The 17,818-nt window shown below is 61.5% G+C and carries 13 protein-coding genes; 3 read left to right on the forward strand and 10 right to left on the reverse strand.

Translation table 11 applies throughout. The annotated features are described in order from the left end of the window. Positions 1-19 precede the first annotated feature (19 nt). Positions 20-2,713, reverse strand: a complete 2,694-nt coding sequence (locus N7E70_RS28940; protein WP_269441471.1) for a phosphoenolpyruvate carboxylase — start codon at positions 2,711-2,713, stop codon at positions 20-22. A gap of 382 nt (positions 2,714-3,095) precedes the next feature. Between N7E70_RS28940 and N7E70_RS28945 the strand changes: the two genes are divergently transcribed. After that, a complete protein-coding gene (locus tag N7E70_RS28945) occupies positions 3,096-3,467 on the forward strand; it encodes a hypothetical protein (protein ID WP_067967937.1) in 372 nt (123 codons plus the stop codon). 163 nt (positions 3,468-3,630) lie between these two features. Here N7E70_RS28945 and N7E70_RS28950 read toward each other — a convergent pair whose 3' ends face one another. From N7E70_RS28950 to N7E70_RS28985, 8 genes are all read right to left on the reverse strand, one after another. After that, the gene (locus tag N7E70_RS28950; protein WP_067967934.1) at positions 3,631-4,263 is read right to left on the reverse strand and encodes a sarcosine oxidase subunit gamma; all 633 of its coding nucleotides are present in this window, start codon (positions 4,261-4,263) and stop codon (positions 3,631-3,633) included. Further along, positions 4,256-7,318 carry a sarcosine oxidase subunit alpha family protein gene (locus N7E70_RS28955; protein WP_263008340.1) on the reverse strand — a complete coding sequence of 1,021 codons (3,063 nt, stop codon included), beginning with the start codon at positions 7,316-7,318 and terminating at the stop codon, positions 4,256-4,258. Before N7E70_RS28955 ends, N7E70_RS28950 begins: the two co-directional genes overlap by 8 nt. 2 nt (positions 7,319-7,320) lie before the next feature. After that, complete coding sequence (locus tag N7E70_RS28960) at positions 7,321-7,629, reverse strand: sarcosine oxidase subunit delta (protein ID WP_067967931.1); 309 nt, start codon at positions 7,627-7,629, stop codon at positions 7,321-7,323. Positions 7,630-7,645: 16 nt separating this feature from the next. Continuing rightward, complete coding sequence (locus N7E70_RS28965) at positions 7,646-8,899, reverse strand: sarcosine oxidase subunit beta family protein (protein WP_192320275.1); 1,254 nt, start codon at positions 8,897-8,899, stop codon at positions 7,646-7,648. Between the two features lie 83 nt (positions 8,900-8,982). Beyond that, positions 8,983-10,326, reverse strand: coding sequence for a type III glutamate--ammonia ligase (gene glnT / locus N7E70_RS28970; protein WP_115734727.1), 1,344 nt, complete (start codon positions 10,324-10,326; stop codon positions 8,983-8,985). 27 nt (positions 10,327-10,353) lie between these two features. Beyond that, a complete protein-coding gene (locus N7E70_RS28975; RefSeq protein WP_182576238.1) occupies positions 10,354-11,682 on the reverse strand; it encodes an FMN-binding glutamate synthase family protein in 1,329 nt (442 codons plus the stop codon). An 8-nt stretch (positions 11,683-11,690) separates the two neighbouring features. Then, positions 11,691-12,428 carry a GXGXG domain-containing protein gene (locus N7E70_RS28980; RefSeq protein ID WP_067967917.1) on the reverse strand — a complete coding sequence of 246 codons (738 nt, stop codon included), beginning with the start codon at positions 12,426-12,428 and terminating at the stop codon, positions 11,691-11,693. Between the two features lie 4 nt (positions 12,429-12,432). Next, complete coding sequence (locus N7E70_RS28985) at positions 12,433-13,329, reverse strand: class II glutamine amidotransferase (protein ID WP_263008341.1); 897 nt, start codon at positions 13,327-13,329, stop codon at positions 12,433-12,435. 1,488 nt (positions 13,330-14,817) lie between these two features. Between N7E70_RS28985 and N7E70_RS28990 the strand changes: the two genes are divergently transcribed. Together N7E70_RS28990 and N7E70_RS28995 are read left to right on the forward strand one after the other, a co-directional pair. Next, positions 14,818-15,852: an acyltransferase family protein gene (locus tag N7E70_RS28990; RefSeq protein ID WP_263008342.1), complete on the forward strand. Its 1,035-nt coding sequence runs from the start codon at positions 14,818-14,820 to the stop codon at positions 15,850-15,852. Further along, complete coding sequence (locus tag N7E70_RS28995; protein WP_263008343.1) at positions 15,849-16,907, forward strand: glycosyltransferase family 2 protein; 1,059 nt, start codon at positions 15,849-15,851, stop codon at positions 16,905-16,907. The genes N7E70_RS28990 and N7E70_RS28995 overlap by 4 nt, the downstream gene beginning before the upstream one ends. Positions 16,908-16,912: 5 nt before the next feature. On the opposite strand, the gene N7E70_RS29000 is transcribed toward N7E70_RS28995, so the two are convergent. After that, positions 16,913-17,725 carry a hypothetical protein gene (locus N7E70_RS29000; protein WP_263008344.1) on the reverse strand — a complete coding sequence of 271 codons (813 nt, stop codon included), beginning with the start codon at positions 17,723-17,725 and terminating at the stop codon, positions 16,913-16,915. Between the last annotated feature and the right edge of the window lie 93 nt (positions 17,726-17,818).

Genomic DNA, 17,818 nt, shown 5'->3' on the forward strand with positions numbered 1-17,818 from the left:
AAGGCACCTGAAATCTGGGTCATCCGGTCCAGCCGAGACCGGCGGAAATGCAGTTGATGGAAAGCAGGAGCGCGTTAACGGCCCGCTTCGGGTTGACGGTGGCGTCGTCCTGGGCGCGCACCTCGCGCAGCAGTTGGACCTGCAGGCGGTGGATCGAGTCCATCTGCGGGCGGATGCGGTCGAAATGACGTTTGAAGGCCGGAAAGCGCTCGGACAGTTTCAGGCCGCCATTGACCTCGGAGATCATCCGCCTGGTCAGCGCATATTCGGCCGAGATCTTGGCGTAGATGCGCTCGCCGACCTCGCGGTCCTGGACCAGCCCGGCATAGAGCTTTCCGATGTCCATGTCGGACTGGTAGAGCCCCTTGTCGACCTCGTCGATGACCAGCCGGAAGAAACGCGAGCGCTCGAACATCTGCCTGAGCAGATCGAGGCCGGCGTCGCCGCGGACATTGACGAACGAGTTCAGCGCGCTGCCGATGCCATACCAGTTGGTCAACAGATGGCGGTTCTGGCTCCAGGCGAACACCCACGGGATGGCACGCAGATCGGAGATGTCGCGGGCGCCGAAACGGCGGGCCGGACGCGAGCCGATCTTGAGCAGCGCCAGTTCCTCGACGGGGCTCGCCTGATTGAAGTAGTCGATGAACCCCGGCTCGTTGATCAGTCCGGAATAGGATGCCTGGGACATGCCGGTCAGGGCTTCCAGAGCCTCGCTGAACTCCGGTATGTCCTTGAGCTCGGCCTCGTTCTGCGACTTGACGCTGTGGGCGAAGACGCTCGCGGCGAGGATCTCGAGCTGATAGAGCCCGGTGCCGCGATTGGCGAACTTGGACGACACCACCTCGCCCTGCTCGGTGACGCGCATCGCGCCGCCAATGGTCCCCGCCGGCTGGGCGGCGATCGCCCTGCCCGTCGGCGCACCGCCGCGGCTGACCGAACCGCCGCGGCCATGGAAGAAGCTGATCTTGACCTTGCGCTTGATGCCAAGTGCCGTGATGCGCCGCTGTGCCTTGTTGAGCTCCCAGTTGGAAGCGAGGAACCCGCCGTCCTTGTTTGAGTCGGAATAGCCGAGCATCACCTCCTGGCGGTTGCCGAAGTCACGAACCGACCGGCGAACGATCGAGACGCCGAACAGCTGATCGAGAATGTCTGGCGCGGCACGCAGATCGGCGATGGTTTCGAACAGCGGAACGACACGCAGCGCGATGGTTCCGCTGCCATCCATGGCCGTTGCAAGGCCGGAATATTGTGCCAGCAGATAGACGGCGAGCAGATCGTCGCTCGACCGGGTCATCGACAGGATGAAGGCACCGACAGCGCCACCATTCAAGCCGGCCGAAGCCTTGCGGATGACGTCGAACAGATCGAGCAGCTCCTGCGCTTCCTCCGACAGCGCCAGCCTGTCAACCTCCAGCTGCTCGCCGGAGTTGAGCGCCGCCCTGATACGCTGCGTCCATTGCGGCGTGTCGGGTGCGGGTGCTGCGGCCGGGTCGGCGAGCTTGAACAGCTCTGCCAGCACACGATTCACCACCGTCGAATTCTGGCGGATGTCGAGCGAAACGGTACGGAAGCCGAAAGTCTCCACCTGCTGGCGCAGCGGCCGGACGAAGCGTCTGGCAATCAGCTTGCCGCCAAGCTGGGTCAGCACGTTTTCAAGCTCATGCAGGTCGGTCTTGAAGCCCTCCGAGCGTGTGTAAGGCTTGGCAGAGGCTGCGCCGCGCATTGCCTCCAGCCGGTCGAGCATGGCACCGGCGAACTGGCGCAGCGGCTCGTCGGGATTGCGCGCCACGATCTCCGAGGCATTGCCGGAGCGATGCAGCGCATGCCCAAGCGCCTTGATGAAGGTATCGGGAATGTCGACGACATTGGCGCTGATGCTGAGCACGGTGACCAGCTTGCGCACCTGGCCGATGTACCAGCCGACGATCGCCTGGCGGCACTCGTTGAGCGCATAGGCCGTGATCTTTGCCGTGACGTTCGGATTGCCGTCGCGGTCGCCACCGATCCACGAGGCGTACCGCATGAAGGACGGCACCTTGATATCGTATTCGGGATAGTGACGGGCCAGCGCCTCTTCGACGCTGTCATAGAGCTTGGGCGTCGCTTCGAAGATCACTTCGCGGAAGAAGTGCAGGCCCCAGGCGATCTCGCGCTCGACCGACGGGCGCTCGAGCCGCAGCTCGCCCGACATCCACAACAGCTCGATCTCACTCTTGAGATCGTCGATCAGCTGTTCGCGTTCACGCGGCGCCCAACGTTGCTGCTCGAGCTCGGTCAGCTTGCGGTAGATGCGGCGGTGGATTTCGAGAACCGTGACGCGCTTGGCCTCGGTCGGATGCGCCGTCATCGTCGGGCCGACGCAGAGCTCTTCGAGGGTAGTCTGGATCTGCTCGGCCGGGTAGCCGCCGGCTGCTATTTCGCCCATCACATTGGCAAAAGAGCCGATGACCTCGTCGGCCCCGCCCATCTGTTCGAGTTCGCGACGCGAGCGCATCGCCAGAAGTTCATTGGCGATGGCAACAAGCTGGAACCAGATGCCGGTGGCCTGCAGCGCGGCAATGCGTTGCCCGCTTTCGAGCGCATCAAGGCTCACGCGGCCGGTAAGAACCTCCGCCATATCGGGCTCGCGTTCGCTGACGACAGAAAGCAGCACCCTGAACAGCAGGCTGCGCACGTCTTCGCGAAAGCTGAGTGGTCTGCTCTCCTCCAAGCGACACCCATTCATCTCGAGTTGTTTCCCCGTGCCGTTTCGTTGAGCCGGCTGTCGGGAAAGATGCAGTTTTCCTAACTGACAGCAGACAGTTTTTGTGCCGGCTTGAAAACGCCCCGGACGGGTAGATTTCCCATTCGTTCGGGTGGTGCCGAAACTGGCCGAACGATGATCTCCAAGCCCAGATTGGACTATCGCCGCAAGCACACGATCAGGATGTTGGCGTGGATTGGTCCAGCGCGTTTTGCAGTGGACGCGATTTAACTCATGTGCAAATATGTTGCATATAAGGCAAGTACGGGAGGCGCGTGAAAGTGAGGTCCACTACCCTGATCCGCATCGCCGCAGCACGATCCAAACGAGATTGAAGAGGAACATGCACATGCAGAAAGTGCTGCCGGAACTGTATGAAGGCCACGCGCCCATCACCCTCCACAACGCGTTCCATGACGCGCTCGAAGCGCTTGAGGAATGGAAGGAAGGCAATGAAGAGCCTCTCGTAGCCGTCGACGGCTACAACGTCCCCATCAGCCACATCTTCGCGCGCATGAGCGCGTGCACCGACCTGTTGCCGCTGCGCACCCGCGACGTGCTCGAAACCATCGTCGACAAGGGTTCGTTCCGCGCTTCGGGAGGCTCGCTTTATGCCGATGGCGCCAAGCTGGTGATGCCGATCTGCGTCGAGCGGCTGACACTGTCGCTGCTGCGTCCGACAGCCTCGTTGATCGAGCTGCGCAAGGCCTGCGAGGCCTGATCCAATCCTCTCCGAACGACCTTTTGCCGCGAACGCTCCAGCGTTTGCGGCAACATCATTTTTCGCGACTGAGTTACAGCCTGCCCTCGCGAACCAGCGAGCCAAGCGAAAAAAGCCCCGCTCGCTGGAACAGGGCTTTGTATCTCCTGGAACGTTTGGCGCGTCAGGCCGCCCGGGCGCTCGCCGCCTCGACGCCATATTCCAGCGACGAGTCCACGATGGTGTGCCACAGGCTGTCGGCAAAGCTGGTGAACACCAGCATGTTGTAGACAGGATGCCCGTCAGCGCCATTTGCGTCGCGCCACAAGTTGACTGCCGTGTGGTCGACCGACGTGTTCGCCGCTGCGCCGACCGGAAAGGCCAGGTCATGCAGATCGAGCGACGAGAATTTGGCGATGGCGTCGCGGCCACGTGGGCCTGAAACCCGGATCAAGCAGCGGCCATCCGACTGGTCGGACAAAGATGCTGATCCGGCAAAGACCTGCACCATGGCCGCAAGCTGCGACGCCTCGTCGGTCCGGGGCGCAATGACCGTGAACTGATCGGGGCCCGACCAGATCAGCGTCGCCGTCTTGCCGGTGACAGCCTTGGGCGTAGCCGGCGCCTCGATGCCGAACAGCTTCTTGGCGGCTTTGGCCGTCTCTGCTGCCTTGCCGCGCCGGGCCATGACCTGCACCAGCACGATATCGCGCACTTCATTGAGCGTCACGCCGGCATGTGCGCCGGCGGCGCCATGGCGGCCGGGAACAAGCGCCTTCTGCAACGGCGATTGGGTGTTCCAGAGATAATCAACCACGCTGGCGCGCTCCTTCTGGATCGTAGAAGACTGGGTTGCAGATTTCGGCTTCGTAGTCTTCGCTGCGCAACGGGTCGTGGATGCGCACGACTTCGCCGAAACGCTCGCGGCCGCGTTCGACCAGGCCAAGGCCGATCCACTGTTCCAGCATCGGCGAATAGCAGACCGAGGTGACGTAGCCCTGGTCGGTTTCCGGACCGGGGATCGCGCCCTTGGGAACGACATGGGCGCCGGAGCGCAGGCGACGCTTCTGGTCGAGCGGCTTGATGCCGACGACGACCTGGCGGTCAGGTGCCGTCAGTGCTTCGCGACCGGCCATGACGCGGCCGATGAAGTCCTTCTTCTTCGACATCATCTTGCCGAGGCCGAGATCGTCGGCGGTCGTGGTGCCGTTGAGCTCGGGGCCGGCGACGTGGCCCTTTTCGATGCGCATCACACCCAGGGCTTCGGTGCCATAGGGCGTGACGCCCAGGTCGCGGCCGGCGATCATCAGGTTCTGCGCCATGGCAGCGCCATAACGAGCCGGGACCGAAATTTCGAAGGCGATTTCACCTGAGAACGAGATGCGGAACAAGCGGGCAGTGACGCCGCCGCGCAGCTTGACCTCGCGGGCGCCCATGAAGGGGAAACCTTCGTTGGACATGTCCTCGGACGGATCGACAAGTTCCTGGAGCAGCTTGCGGGTGTTGGGCCCAGCAATCGAGAACTGCGCCCACTGGTCCGAAGCCGACGACAGTTGCACGTCGAGTTCAGGCCAGAGCACCTGGCGGCAAAATTCGAGATGCGCCATCACAGGGCCGGCCTTGGCCGTGGTCGTGGTCAGGAAGTAGTGGTCTTCGGCGATACGCGAGGTCGTGCCGTCGTCCATGACAATGCCGTCCTCGCGCAGCATCAGGCCGTAACGCGCCTTGCCCACGGCAAGCGACGAAAAGGCATTGATATAGACGCGGTCGAGGAAGGTGCCGGCGTCCGCACCGCGGACATCGACCTTGCCGAGGGTGGAGACGTCGCAGAAGCCGACGCCGTTGCGCACGGCCAGCACTTCGCGGGTCACCGACTCCAGCCAGTCCTTTTCGCCCGGCTGCGGATACCACTGCGCGCGCTTCCACAGGCCGGTGTCGACGAAAACCGCGCCCCGGGCAGCAGCCCAGTGATGCGACGGCGTCAGGCGCCAGGCATGGAAGTTTTCGTCACGGTGATGGCCGGCGAGCGCGCCGATCGCCACCGGCGCATAGGGCGGACGGTAGATCGTCGTGCCGGTCTGCGGGATGGTGCGGCCGGTGGCTTCGGCCATGATGGCGAGGCCGGTGATGTTCGACGTCTTGCCCTGGTCGGTCGCCATGCCGAGCGTGGTATAGCGCTTGAGATGCTCGACGCTTTCGAAACCTTCGCGCTGCGCCAGCGTCACGTCCGACGCGGTGACGTCGTGCTGGAAGTCGACGAAGGCCTTGCCCTTGGCCTTGACCTGCCAGAGCGGCGAGATCGCATAGACTTCGTCGCCGGCTTCCGACGCCTCGCCGGCATTGCCGGATGCGCCGCATTCGGCGGCGGCGGCTGCACCTGCCGCATGACCATCACGCAGGCAGGCACCGAGCGAGAACTCGCCATTGGCGGCACCGGCAGTGGTCATGCCCTTCGGCGAATCGCCGGGAACGAAGGCGGCGATGTCGTCGCGCCAGACCGGCCGGCCACGATGGAAGCAGGACAGTCCGACATTCGGGTTCCAGCCGCCGGAGACGGCGAGGCAGTCGGCGTCGATCTGCTGCGTACGGCCGCTGCCGTCGGTGACGACAACGCCGCGCACGCCGTCGACGCCACCCTTGACGTCGGAGACGCCGCCCGAAAGCACGCGCAGGTCGGAAAGCTCTGCCAGCGCCTGGTATTCCGCCGGCACCTTGCCGCGCGGATCGATCACGGCAGCGATGTCGCCGCCGGCCTGCTGGATCGCCTCAACAGTGCGCCAGCCGTCGTCATTGTTGGTGAACAGCGCCACCTTGCGGCCCGGCATCGCCGCGAAGCGGTGGACATAGGTGCGCACGGCGGATGCCATCATCACGCCCGGACGGTCGTTGCCCGGGAAAACGATCGGCCGCTCGATGGCGCCTGCCGTCACCACAGAACGCTTGGCGACGATGCGCCAGACACGCTGGCGGACCTGATGCGGACCCGGCACCGGAACATGGTCGTTGACACGCTCGAGCGCGGCATAGACGCCGCCATCATAGACACCGAACAGCGCCGTGCGGACCATGATGCGGACATTCGGAAGGGCTGTGAGTTCGTCGGTCGTACGCCGCACCCACTCCTCGGCATGCATGCCGTCGATCTCGCCACCGTCGCTGAGCAGACGACCGCCGAGACGGCTGTCCTCCTCGACGAGGATGACGCGCGAACCGGCGCGGCCAGCCGCCAGGGCAGCCGAAAGACCAGCGGCACCACCACCGATGACGAGCACGTCACAATGCGCCCAGGCCTTGTCGTAATGGTCTGGATCGGGCAGCACGGCGCTCTTGCCGAGACCAGCCGCACGGCGGATCAGCGGCTCGTAGACCTTCTCCCAGAACTTCGCCGGCCACATGAAGGTCTTGTAGTAGAAGCCGGCAACGAAGATCGGCGCGGCCAGCTGGTTGATCGACATGAAGTCGCGGCGCAGCGACGGCCAGCGGTTCTGGCTCTGGGCAACCAGCCCGTCATAGAGCTCCTGCGTAGTGGCGCGGGTGTTCGGCTCCTTGCGGGCGCCGCTGCGCATCTCGACCAGCGCGCTCGGCTCTTCGGAGCCTGCGGTGATGATGCCGCGCGGGCGATGATACTTGAACGAGCGTGCGACCAGCTTGACGCCGTTGGCAACGAGCGCCGAGGCCAGCGTGTCGCCGGCAAAGCCCGACATGACCTTGCCATCGAACGAAAACTGCAGCGGCTGCTGGCGGTCGATCAGGCCGCCGCTGCGCAGGCGATGCGACTGGCTGGCTGAAGCTGCCTGACTGCGGGCGCTGGTCGGCGCGCCCTCGAGTGCGGCCGTCCTGCCGAGCGGTTCGGATCCGGAATAGCCCGACATCTTTATTCTCCTGCCTGCACCGGCTTGGCCGCGCCAACGCCTGGGGCTGCGGTCACCGATCTGAATTCATGCGTCACCGTGTTGCGCTCGGCGATCAGCCACGAGCGACAGCCACCACCGTGGTACCAGTACTCGCGCATGTAGCCGGCGACGTTGTCGCGCAGATAGACGTAGTCGTAGAAGGCATCCTCGACGCCCTCGGGGCTTTCGCCGCTATCGACTGCGAAGTTGGGCCGCTTGGGCGAAGCGTCGCCGAGATAGGTGAACTCGCCGTTCTCGCGTTCGCCGCAGAAAGGACATGCAATACGCATTCCGCCAGTCTCGCTTTCAGTGCAGGTTGGGTTGGGCGCCCTGGCCCTTTTCATCGATCATCGCGCCGCGGCGGAACCGGTCGAGCCGGAAGCGTGCCGCTTCCGGATGCGGTTCGTCGCGCGCCAAGAGGTGGGCGAAGACGAGGCCCGAAGCCGGCGTCGCCTTGAACCCGCCATAGCACCAGCCGGCGTTGAGGTAGAGGCCATCGATCGGCGTCTTGTCGATGATCGGCGTGCCGTCCATCGACATGTCCATGATGCCGCCCCACTGGCGCAGCATGCGGACGCGGCCGATCATCGGCATGACCGCCATGCCACCTTCGCAAACGTCTTCGATGACGGGCATGTTGCCGCGCTGGGCGTAGGAGTTGTAGCCGTCGAGGTCGCCGCCGAAGACAAGGCCGCCCTTGTCGGACTGGCTGATATAGAAGTGGCCGGCGCCGAACGTGATGACACCTGGGATCAGCGGCTTGATCGCTTCGGAGACGAAGGCCTGCAGCACATGGCTTTCGATCGGCAGCTTCATGCCGGCCATCGCCGCCACGCGGGAGGTGTTGCCGGCGACCGCCATGCCGACCTTGCCGGCGCTGATCTTGCCGCGCGACGTCTCGACGCCGGTGATCTTGCCGTTGTGGTCGCGCACGAAGCCGGTGACTTCGCAGTTCTGGATGATGTCGACGCCGCGCTGGTCGGCGGCGCGGGCGTAGCCCCAGACGACCGCGTCATGGCGGGCGGTGCCGCCGCGGCGCTGCATCAGGCCGCCCATGATCGGGAAGCGCGGGCTGTCATAATTGAGGAACGGCAGTTCCTTGCGGATCTGCACCGCGTCGAGCAGTTCGGCGTCGATGCCGTTGATCCGCATGGTGTTGCCGCGACGGGCAAAGGCGTCGCGCTGGGCATCGGAGTGGTAGAGGTTGATGATGCCGCGCTGGGAAACCATCGCGTTGTAATTGAGATCCTGCTCCATGCGCTCCCACAGCTTCATCGACATCTCGTAGAAGCCGGTATTGCCGGGAAGACCGTAGTTGGAGCGGATGATGGTGGTGTTTCGGCCGGCATTGCCGGAGCCGATCCAGCCCTTTTCCAGCACCGCAACGTTGCGGATGCCGTATTCGTTGGCGAGGAAATACGCCGTCGCCAAACCATGGCCGCCACCGCCGATGATGATCACGTCGTAGTGGCTCTTGGGCGCCGGATCGCGCCAGGCCCGGGTCCAGCCCTTGTGGCCCGACAATGCAGCCTTGGCGAGTGAGAAGATCGAATATTTCATCGCATGTGTTCCGGCGAAATGTGAGGTGTATCCGAGGCCCGCGCCCGGCCTTCAAGACCGGGCGCGGTACCTGTTTGGGTGCCTCAGACGTCCAGCGTGTGGTCGCGTTCCCACTGGGTGAAGTGCGACGCGTAGGAGTTCCACTCCTGGTGCTTGAGCTTGATGTAGGCGGCGGAGAACTCCTCGCCCATCGCGGCCTTCAGCTCGCTGTCTTCGTCATAGGCGCGCAGTGCGTCGAGCAGGTTGAGCGGCAGCTTGGCACCGTGGGTGACGGTGTGGCCCTCGCGGTACATGTCGACGTCGCTGCGCGGACCGGGATCGGCCTTGGAGCGAATGCCGCTGAGGCCGGCGGCGATGATGATCGCCTGCATCAGGTACGGATTGGCCGCGCCGTCGGGCAGACGCAGTTCGAAGCGGCCAGGGCCGGGCACACGCACCATGTGGGTGCGGTTGTTGCCGGTCCAGGTCACCGTGTTCGGCGCCCAGGTGGCACCGGAGACGGTGCGCGGTGCGTTGATGCGCTTGTAGGAGTTGACGGTCGGGTTGCAGATCGCGGCGAGCGCCGAAGCATGCTTCATGATGCCGCCGAGGAAGTAGCGGCCCTTCTCCGACAGACCCAGTTCCATGTTCTTGTCGGCGAAGGCATTGGACTTGCCGGCAAGATCCCACACCGAGATGTGGGCGTGACAGCCCGAGCCGGTCAGCCCCTGGAACGGCTTCGGCATGAAGGTTGCGCGCAGGCCGTGCTTTTCGGCGATCGAGCGAACCATGAACTTGAAGAAGGAGTGCTTGTCGGCGGTCTGCAGGACGTCGTCATACTCCCAGTTCATCTCGAACTGGCCGTTCGCGTCCTCATGGTCGTTCTGGTAGGGCTTCCAGCCGAGGTCGAGCATGGCGTCGCAGATTTCGGCGATGACGTCGAAGCGGCGCATCACGGCCTGCTGATCGTAGCAGGATTTTGCAGCGGTATCGTACTCGTCGGCGATCTGGTTGCCATCCGGCGTCGTCAGGAAGAATTCCGGCTCGACGCCGGTCTTGACGCGCATGCCTTCCTTGGCGGCTTCGGCGACAAGGCGCTTCAGCGTGTTGCGCGGTGCCTGGGCAACGCCCTTGCCTTCCATCAGGCAGTCCGATGCGAGCCAGGCCACTTCCGGCCGCCAGGGCAGCTGGATGACCGAGAGCGGATCCGGCACGGCAAGCATGTCGGGGTGCGCCGGCGTGAGGTCCAGCCAAGTCGCGAAGCCGGCAAAGCCGGCTCCGTCCTTCTGCATGTCCGAAATGGCCTGGGCCGGTACCAGCTTGGCGCGCTGGCCGCCGAACAGGTCCGTATACGAGACCATGAAGTATCTGATGTTGCGAGCCCTTGCGAACTCTTTGAGATCGGTCACCTCTGACTGATCGATTTTGGCTTCGAAGGCCGTACCCATGAATTGCTCCTCCCAATCCTCGTGGTTTTAAAAGGGACCCTTACCAGGTACCCAGCTTGTCCCCGCAAGCGGCACGCCAGCCATGGCGGCAGCTTCGATCGAAAGAGCGCAGAGATCTTCAGGCTCGAGATTGTGCAGGTGATTTTTGCCGCAGGCACGGGCGATCGTCTGTGCCTCAAGCGTCATGACCTTCAGATAATTCGCCAGACGGCGACCAGCCGCGATCGGATCGACGCGCTTCATCAGCTCGACGTCCTGCGTGGTGATGCCGGCCGGGTCCTTGCCCTCGTGCCAATCGTCGTAGGCACCGGCGGTGGTGCCAAGCTTCTGGTATTCATCCTCCCAACGCGGGTCGTTGTCGCCGAGTGCGATAAGTGCCGCGGTACCGACCGATACTGCATCGGCACCGAGCGCCAGCGCTTTGGCCACATCCGCACCATTGCGTATGCCACCGGAGACGATGAGCTGAACCTTGCGGTGCATGCCGAGATCCTGCAGCGCCTTCACTGCCGGACGGATACAGGCAAGCGTCGGCTGGCCGACATGCTCGATGAACACTTCCTGGGTTGCTGCCGTGCCGCCCTGCATGCCGTCGAGCACGACGACGTCGGCACCGGCCTTCACGGCAAGGGCCGTGTCATAATAGGGGCGTGCGCCACCGACCTTGACGTAGATCGGCTTTTCCCAGTCGGTGATCTCGCGGATTTCGAGGATCTTGATCTCGAGATCGTCCGGACCGGTCCAGTCGGGGTGGCGGCAGGCCGAGCGCTGGTCGATGCCCTTGGGCAGCGTGCGCATCTCGGCGACACGGTCGGAAATCTTCTGACCCAGGAGCATGCCGCCGCCGCCTGGCTTTGCGCCCTGGCCGACAACGATTTCGATGGCGTCGGCGCGACGCAGGTCACGCGGGTTCATGCCGTAGCGCGACGGCAGGTATTGGTAGACGAGCTGCTTGGAGTGGCCGCGCTCTTCCTCGGTCATGCCGCCGTCGCCGGTCGTGGTCGAGGTGCCGGAGAGCGTTGCGCCACGGCCCAGCGCTTCCTTGGCCGGGCCCGACAGCGAGCCGAAGCTCATGCCGGCAACCGTGATCGGGATCTTCAGCTCGATCGGCTTCTTGGCGAAACGCGTGCCCAGGACGACTGACGTGTCGCACTTTTCACGGTAGCCTTCGAGCGGATAGCGCGAGATCGAGGCGCCGAGGAACAGAAGGTCGTCGAAATGCGGGACCTTGCGCTTGGCGCCGGAGCCGCGGATATCGTAGATACCAGTCGCTGCGGCGCGACGGATTTCGGACATCGCGTATTCATCGAACGTGGCCGACTTGCGTGGCGTCGTCGGAGGATTGTGATAGCTCATAGTGTTCCTCAGTAAGCGTCGGCGTTGTCGATGTTGAAGTTGTAGAGCGTCCGCGCAGAACCGTAGCGCGAGAACTCTTCCGGCTTGACGTCGGTGATGCCGGCGCGATCAAGCAGGTCCTTCAGGATGGCAATGTGCTCGGGGCGCATTTCCTTCTTGATGCAGTCGGCGCCGAGGCTCTTCACCGAGCCGCGCACGAACAGGCGGGCTTCGTAGATCGAGTCGCCCAGCGCATCGCCGGCATCGCCGAGGACGACGAGGTTGCCCGACTGGGCCATGAAGGCCGACATGTGGCCGATATTGCCACGGACGACGATGTTGATGCCCTTCATCGAGATGCCGCAGCGCGACGAGGCGTTGCCTTCGATGACGAGCAGGCCGCCGCGGCCGGTGGCGCCGGCGTACTGGCTGGCGTCGCCCTTCACGATGATCGTGCCCGACATCATGTTTTCACCGACGCCGGGGCCGGCCGAACCATGCACGGTGATCGTGCTGTTCTGGTTCATGCCGCCGCAATAGTAGCCAACGGAACCCTGCACATCGATCGAGATCGCGTGTTCGGCGCCGACGGCAACGGCGTGGCTGCCCTTGGGGTTGAGAACCTCCCAGTTCGATTCACCGGCGGCATCCTTCACATTGTGAAGAGCCTGGTTGAACTCGCGCAAAGTGATCTTGGACAGATCGAAGGTCTTCGGCGCGTAGTTGGCCTGGTGCAGAGGCGCGGTCGCAAGATTTGTTGAATGCATAATCTCAGTGCTCCCAGAAATAGACGGTGGACGGCTCGGGCTCCCAGACCTTGGCGTCTTCGATGCCTGGCAGATTGGCGAGGGCGCGATACTCGGAGCCGAAGGCGACGTACTGGTCGGTTTCGGCCATGACGGCGGGCTTGCAGGAGATCGGGTCGCGGACGACGCCGAAGCCGTTCTTGGTGCCGACGACGAAGGTGAAGAAGCCGTCGAGGTCGTTCAGGCTGCTTTCCAGCGCCTCACCGAGGTTCTGGCCGTGCGCGATCTTCGAGGACAGATAGGCTGCGGCAACTTCGGTGTCGTTTTCCGTTTCGAAGCGCATGCCGTCGCGGATCAGCTCGCGGCGCAGGTTGTTGTGGTTCGACAGCGAGCCGTTATGCACCAGGCACTGGTCGGGGCCGGTCGAGAACGGGTGCGCGCCGAGCGTGGTGACGGCGGATTCGGTGGCCATGCGGGTATGGCCGATACCGTGGCTGCCGCTCATCTTGGTGACGTCGAAGCGCTTCACGACTTCGACCGGCAGGCCGACTTCCTTGTAGATTTCGATCGCTTCGCCGGCGCCCATGACACGGACGTTGGGGCGCAGTTCGGCAAGTGCCGCACGAGCTTCCGCGACCTTTTCGGTCGGCACGTCGAGCACGGCGTGGGTCGACTTCACCGTCGACGAAACCTTGGCGCCGATCTTCTTGCCGAGCTCGGCGTCGAGACCCTTGAAGTCCACATCCGGATTGGCCGACTGGATGGTGACCTTGGCATGACCTTTTGTGCCGCCGCCGTAGATGGCAATGCCGGCGCTATCGGGGCCACGATCGGTCATGGTTACAAGCATTTCGGACAGCAATGCGCCCAATTGGGGCTCCAGCGACTTGTCCTTCAAAAAGAGTCCTACAATTCCGCACATCCCGGTTTCCTCACCTGATTGGCTGCCTGTGACAAAAGCTAGCAGGTTCCGGATGCCAATTCAACTGTGATGAATTTTTTATTCCTGTAGAAAAACAACGGGACGGATGAAGAACCGCATTGCGGCCACGCTAGCCCCCCCCGGCGCGGCCCTGACGCCCGGGCGTCAACTTGCTGCGAGCAGCCATGTGGATAGCAGGAATTTCAGGAAATGAAGCTGCGTGCAGCATCAGTTAGATGGCCACGTTCGGACAAGGCACCCCGCTACGAAGGTGAAGTCGAACAGGCCAAGTCCTGTCAGTGGTGGTCGACAACCCCTTTTCCCTAGCTATGGAGCCTCGACAGGCTGTCCTCGGTTAGACCAAGACGGCTGATTGGTGTTTTGGATTTAGGCTGCTGTGATGCCCGACAAGCCCAGTTTGACGCGGCCGCCAGTGAGATCGGCTATTTCACAGCGCTCAAGGCCGAGCAAGAGGCATTTGCGCAAGTGAGCTTTTTGCTCGACGCACTATCGACAACATAGGCGGTCTCGCTCACCGGCGTGGCAGGCAAGCTTGATGCTGTCATGCGAAGCCCGCGGACGATTGCTTGTCATTTCCGTGGCCGCAAATCCGCGCCTCCCGGTACGATCTGCTTCGGATTGGCCGCAAGATGCCCAACGGAGAGTGTTTTTTGCGCGAGTTCGGCCCTCGTTGTTAGGCCGACGGAGCCGGTCAAGTCTTACGCTTGGTTGGGAGCTGCGGCCCTGACCGGCTTTCACGATTGCAGATCTTCGCGACGAAGCGCACGTAGTGGCAGCGGCCTGTCAATCCCGGACGAGCTGTAGAGCCAATCTCGCGATTTGATGCTATTCCGCCGACACACCGCTGTATTATCCAGTCCTACGCGAAGCTGCTCCGTAGAATTGGGCTATTTGGCTCAGACGGTCGTCGGGCCATTATGCCTGTCATGACTCGACAACCCTTTCACACTTCCAACGAACGCCAAGGCATAGGTAAATATACCCGGGTAAATATACCCGATCTGTACGACTATCAGCAGGCCGAAATCCGCAGCCAAAGAGGCCGCCGTGCCAGACGACTGGCCGGACACCGTTCCCCTCAGCGAGGCGGAGCTGTGCGTTCTGGAGGCTCATCTGGGAAAGGAGCTGGACAGACTGTTCGGTCCCCTTCCCTGATCAAGGGAGGTCCGCGCAGTGAAGAAGACGGCTAACCCCGAATTGGAGAAGAGATCCTTTCACCCGGTAGTATTCGTGCTGCGCCCTATCTGCGTGTCTCGACTGGACGGCAAGCAGACAGCGATCTTTCGATCCCGGTCAGCGCCGCCAGATCGAAATGTCGCGGGAGGGAGCGCAGTGGGCAACCTGACCCAATGACGGCTACGATCCTAGCCGGTAATAAGCGATCGAAATGCTTGGCTGCACTCTATCGTGCATGGCAGTTATGGATTCACTGCGATATACGGAGTGCGTTGCGAGGACGGGGGAGTAATGGCTAATCGTGGCACCTATGCTGGGCTCCAAGCCCTACGAGCCATTGCTGCGTTTTTCGTATTAATTCAACACAGTTTTTATTTCGCCTCCGTATCGAACCGAGTAAGTGTTGATTGGTTCTATAAACTGCAACTCGGAACCATCGGCGTGTTCATGTTCTTCGTCATCTCCGGTGCGGTGATGGCCTTTTCGACCACTACCGATACGGCAAAGAAGTTTGCACTCTCCCGGGTGCTAAGGATCTATCCGACCTACCTTCTCGCGCTATTGGTCGCAGGCATAATCCTTTCGCTTGCTGGCTCGGCGCCAGTACTGTCAAAGGACTTTTCGCTTTTGCTTATAGCCACAGGTCAGCTCAACAACACCTTCCAAGTGCCATACTGGACATTGATCTACGAAGTGCAGTTCTATGCCGTGCTTTGGGTTGCGATGTTGGCCGGAACAACGCATTACACTCGCGTCTGGCTCATGATCGGGTGGGCAGCTGTCATTCTTGTTTCTGGGGCTGCTGGTATTGAGGTACCAGTCGCCAACCCAACTCTGGCCCAGATTGTCCTAGCACCAGTCAACATATTCTTCACATTCGGCTACATACTAGCATCATCGATGATGACGAAGGACTACCTGCCCTTGGCGGTTCTAACTCTCATTGTCTCCGTAACATCGCTGATCTTCGGTGGGTGGCCAGCGCCATATTTAGGTTTGGCAATGCTCTGCGTATCGGCCGTCGCGCTTGGGATTTCCGCCAGTCCCAAACTTGTTCCTAGCTGGCTCGAAAATGCGGGGAACTCATCATATGGGTTGTACCTGCTGCATATGCCAATAATCAGCGTTTTCTCACCGGCGATCACCGGTTGGTCAGTCGGGGCCGCAGTCTGCTTGTTGCTTGTAATTGGAGGATGCGCGGGCCTAGCCTTCGGCGCCGCTGATCAAGCGCTATATCAACGTTTTCTGAAACCGCTCGCCAGAGACATTCTGGCACCTATCTCCCCTAAAAATGACGATCTGCCAAACCGCGCCGGATTGCTATGACTGAAGTTTCCATTTTGCTCCCCACTTTCTCCCGAAACAAAAATGGCATGCTGTCGAAGTCGATCGAAAGCGTGCTTGCACAAGACTTCCGGGATTTTGAGCTACTGGTCGTTGATGATGGTTCGAGCGACGGCTCCGACGACACCATTCGCCGCTTCTGCGCACTTGATCCTCGGGTCAAGCATATTCGCTTTGACCAAAACGTTGGTCTGCCGGCGCTAACGACTGCAGAGGCATTAGTTCAGAGCGCCGGACGGTACATAGCTTGGCAGTTCGATGACTGCGAATGGAAGCCCGATCTACTTTCAGTGCTCCATGAGCATTCTCTCGAGTCTGGAGCTGGTGTCGTATACGGCAGCGCGTTGGTCTCTAGTACAGCCGGCATGCGGTCTCTTGGCGAAGCTTTTTCACGGGAACGATTGCTCGAAGAAAACTACATCGCCAACTGCGCGACGCTGATCAAAAGAGAGGTCTTTGACAGATGTGGCTGGCTTGACCCCCATGTCCTGCTCAAGCGGATCTGCGATTACGACATGTGGATTCGAGCATCCGCCCATTTCCGTTTTAGTTTCACCGATGTGGTGGTTGCTGAAGAGCATGGCGGCACGCTTGCCGATTCTCTCGGTAATAGCGTCTTCCTGAGCAAATCGCTGTCGGACGAATATCGATCGTTGGATCGCGACCAGTTCCTGAAAATTGGTAACCGCTCCAATTGGAATGCGTTCTCAAAGCCGCCTTGCGTCAATGACGAGAATATTGAAGACTTCTGCTATGTCGTGGTGCAGCACGCCATGGCCACCGGTCAGATGCACGTCGCAGTCGAAGTACTATCGGGTGCGGGATTCTTGGCGGCATCCCCCGAAAGCATCTGCAAGTGGTTTGGCATGCAGATCAACAAGCGAGTCTTGGCTCAACAGGCCGAGATGACCCGATATGTCGACCGCCTGGAATACGGGAATGCCGAGAAGAAGAAGTACATCAAGAAGCTCGAAGACCAAGTAGCCGAACTCAGGTTCGCACTTCAGAAAAGCCAACCCCAAGCCAACTCTGTCTAATCTGATCAAGCAGGTGGTATGAGGTCCCCGAATGCCTCGCGATCCCAGTTGTGCGAAAACCCGGGGTCTGGCTCGCGCCAATTTTCGCCGTACACTACGGAAATATATCGTTCGAGATCACGAGGCACTGCGCAATCCTGGCCGAACAATTGCTTCGTGCCCGTCGGGAACACATCATCCATCTTCAAAACGCGCCTGGGCCCTGGATACGACGTGAAAAGCCCGTCCTCCTCCACCCCAACGAAGACATCTATGCAGTAGCCGCCAGGAAGAGCCACATGTCGGTGGCTGACATAGCTGCCTTCACATACATATCCGGCAGTGCTCAAGGTATCCTCCACAGCCTTCACGGCAGCGGTGATAGAGCCGTATTCAGCTAGGGGCATTGCGACGATAAGGTCCAGATCATCATCGTGTGGAATGAGATCATTACTTCGCGCGATCGCCAATGCGGCCCCATAGCCTAGGCAGACGTTCGGAGATAGCTTGTCCGCGATAGTGGCGGTGACTTGGTTCGCAAACTCAAGGTATGCCGCCTTTTCGGCGCGAGACCAAAAACGAAACGACCTCATGAAACCATGGGCGGTCCATTCGAGTTCCCGTTCTTTCAAGAAGGACTCGTTGATCAGCGGTCTTAGAGCCGTGATCCCAGCCTGAGTAGCCCCCATTTGCCAACCCTTGATGGCAAGGTTGTAGGCCTTGGCCGGATCGAGCCCACATCGCAAAGCACCCGCGATTGCGAACGCAACGACTTGGGTCGCTGGATCTAGCAGCTGAACTTGTTCAAGAAAGCGCTTCGGTGACGTGTGCCTAGCCATAATTCTAACTGCGTGACATGCAACCAGCTGTCAACATAACATCGAACATTTCAGCTATCGAATCTAAGCCATTGTTGATATTCGTGGCTGGCT

Origin of the sequence: Aminobacter sp. NyZ550 (genome assembly GCF_025628925.2) — a bacterium.
In the GTDB taxonomy this organism is placed as follows: domain Bacteria; phylum Pseudomonadota; class Alphaproteobacteria; order Rhizobiales; family Rhizobiaceae; genus Aminobacter; species Aminobacter ciceronei.